This is a genomic window from Halorubrum sp. SD626R (genome assembly GCF_001261915.1).
Taxonomy (GTDB): domain Archaea; phylum Halobacteriota; class Halobacteria; order Halobacteriales; family Haloferacaceae; genus Halorubrum.
The window spans coordinates 1-3,264 of record NZ_CVRT01000080.1; the positions used below are offsets into that span (position 1 = coordinate 1).

At 66.4% G+C, this 3,264-nt stretch carries 1 protein-coding gene and 1 pseudogene; one reads left to right on the forward strand and one right to left on the reverse strand.

From position 1 onward, the window contains the following. On the forward strand, positions 1-2,493 hold a 2,493-nt coding region (locus SD626R_RS08935; RefSeq protein WP_092565825.1), incomplete at its 5' end, for an adenosylcobalamin-dependent ribonucleoside-diphosphate reductase. A 576-nt stretch (positions 2,494-3,069) separates the two neighbouring features. On the opposite strand, the pseudogene SD626R_RS08940 reads toward SD626R_RS08935, so the two are convergent. After that, a pseudogene (locus SD626R_RS08940) lies at positions 3,070-3,264 on the reverse strand (hypothetical protein); the annotation flags it as partial.

Here is a 3,264-nt window from a genome sequence, read left to right on the forward strand (position 1 = left end):
ATCGCCTCCGGCCCGATCACGTTCATGCGGACGTTCGACCAGATGTGCGAGACGATCGCGCAGGGCGGCGCGCGCCGCGGCGCCCAGATGGGCGTGATGCGCGTCTCGCACCCGGACGTGATCCAGTTCATCCACGCGAAGAACAAGGACGTCTCGCTGGCTCACTCGCTGCGCCTGAACGACCCCGACGACTTCACGCACAACTCCTTCAAGGAGGCGTTAGAGGAGGCCCGGGGCCTCATCGACGAGGACGGGAAGGTCCCCGAACACCTCCGGAACGCGGTGGAGGGTCACCTCTCGAACTTCAACATCAGCGTCGGCGTCACCGACGACTTCATGGAGGCGCTGTACAACGACGAGGAGTTCACGTTCACCAACCCGCGCACGGGCGAGCCGCACATTACGACGCCGGAGACGAAGGAGATCTACGACATGTTCGGCCTCGGCGAGCACGTCGAGGTCGGCGAGGAGCTGTCGATCCCGGCCCAGGAGCTGTGGGACGACATGATCGAGGGCGCCCACGAGAACGGCGAGCCGGGCGTCATCTACCTCGAACGCGTCAACAAGGAGCATTCCTTCGACACCGAGGCGCATCCGGACCACCGGATCCTCGCGACGAACCCCTGCGGCGAGCAGCCGTTAGAGGAGTACGAGGCGTGTAACCTCGGCCACATCAACCTCTCGACGCTCGCGGCGCAGGACGCGCCGGACTGGCGCGTCTGGTCCGCCGAGCACGCCGACGAGTACGAGTCGAAGGAGGCCGCCATGTCGGCGTTCTTAGAGGAGGCGATCGACTTCGAGGAGTTCGACGAGCGGATCGACTACGGGACGCGCTTCCTCGAAAACGTCGTGACGATGTCGGACTTCCCGGTCGAGAAGATCGAGCAGAAGGTCCGCGACATGCGGAAGATCGGCCTCGGCGTCATGGGGCTCGCGCAGCTGTACATCCAGCTCGGCATCCAGTACGGCACCGAGGAGGGCAACGAGGTCGCCCGCCAGCTGATGACCCACATCAACCACGCGTCGAAGCAGACCTCCCACGAGCTCGCGCAGGAGCGCGGGACGTTCAACGACTGGGAGGAGTCGAAGTACGCGGACCCGACCGAGTACCGCGACTGGTTCGAGCACTACACCGGCCTCGACGCCGACGAGTGGGAGGACGGCTTCCCGATCCGCAACCACAACACGACGACGATCGCGCCCACGGGCACGACGTCGATGATCGGGAACACCACCGGCGGCTGCGAGCCCATCTACAACGTCGCCTACTACAAGAACGTCTCCGACGACGTGCAGGGCGACGAGATGCTCGTCGAGTTCGACGACTACTTCCTGCGCACCTTGGAGGAGAACGACGTGGACGTCGACGCCGTCAAGCAGGAGGCCCAAGAGCAGATGGCCGCGAACGAGTTCGACGGCGTGGACGGGTTAGAGACGGTTCCGGACGCCATCGGCGAGCTGTTCGTCGTCACCGGCGACCTCTCCGGCAAGCAGCACGCGTCGGTCCAGTGCGCCTGTCAGGAGGGCGTCGACTCCGCCATCTCGAAGACGTGTAACTTCCCGAACGACGCCACCGCCGAGGAGATGGAGGAGGTGTACCGCTACATCTACGACCACGGCGGGAAGGGCGTCACCGTCTACCGCGACGGCACCCGCTCGAAGCAGGTGCTCACGACGCGCGCGAAGAACACGGAGTTCGCCGACGAGAGCGAGGCGGCCGAGGCGATCGTCGAGCAGATCGGCGAGGTGTTCGGCGGCATCGAGGCGTTCCTCGACAACGAGGACGTGCAGGCCGCGATCGACGCGGAGATCGCGGACCTGCTGGAGGCGAGCGAGCAGCCCAGCATCGACTACAGCGAGCGCAGCCCCCGGCCCGACTCGCTGTCGGGCGTCACGCAGCGCGTCGAGACGGGGTACGGCAAGCTGTACGTCACCATCAACGAGGACGAGAACGGCCTGCCGTTCGAGCTGTTCGCGAACATCGGCCACTCCGGCGGCTACACCAACTCCTTCACCGAGGCGCTCGCGAAGGTCATCTCGACGGCGCTCCGCTCGGGCGTCGACCCCGAGGAGATCGTCGACGAGCTGCAGGGCACCCGGAGCCCGAAGGTCGCCTGGGACAAGGGCGAGCAGATCCAGTCGATCCCGGACGCGATCGGCACCGCGCTCCGCCGCTACCTCGACGACGACGTCGACAAGGGGATCCCGCAACAGCAGAGCCTCGACGACGTCGAACGCGACCTGGCGAGCGAGCCGACGAGCCAGACCGACGGCGGCGCGGTCGGCGCGATCGACGCGGACGCGGCGACCGACGGCCCGAGCGCGAACGGGGCCGGCCCGAGCGGCGGGGACGACGCGGCCGGCGCCGACGACGCGATGCAGGAACTCATCGCGGCTGGCGAATCGCCCGAGTGTCCCGACTGCGGCGGGATGAACCTCTACTACTCCGAGGGCTGCAAGACGTGCGAGTCGTGCGGCTGGTCGGAGTGTTAAACGTGGCGAACCGTCGGTAACAGGCTATCGACGCCGCGATTTTTGAGTGCCAGTACGAAGCCGGAGGTGAGAGATAGCGGGACTGGGTGTTGCAGTTCGTCGGTGGCAAGGCGCTATTTAAGAGTATGTCAGCGACAGCGGCCTTCGTTTATAAATGGTGTGTTGTGGCGCGCGCCTCCGAGCGCCCACCGGGCGTGAGGAGAGCGCGCGAGGGAGTCGCGAGCGAAGCGAGCGACGAGGTTGGGGAGGCGTGAGGCTGCGGTGCTTTGCAGTCGGGTGGGACTCAAAGGGGCAGTCGGCGAGGCGGGCGCAGGCGACGCAAGCACCGCAACGAGGGAGCGAACAACGTGAGCGACTGAGTGAGGAGCACAGCGAGCGTGCGCCCGCCTCGCCGGCTGGGGCTTTGGAAGTCTTCTCCGCGGAGTCGTCGATGATTTATAAACAGCCGACAGCGACACCACTCGCTCATTTATAAACAATCACTCAACCGTATCGATACACGTACTCCCGCAATCAGTCGTCGTGTTCGACCGCCGCACGAGCCAGTATCGGTAACAGAAATCGCGTCGCGTCAGTTCAGTCGTCTTCGAGCGCCTGCGCGATGCGCTGGAGCTGGCGGGTGGCGTCGCGGACCTCGTCGCGGAGCTGACGGACCTCACGCACGAGCTCCTCGTTACCGGCCTGGTCGCCACCCTCCTCGCCGCGGCCGCCGGGACCGCCGCCCATGCCCGGCGGGCCGCCCGCGCCGCCCGGACCGCCGCCGCCCATCAT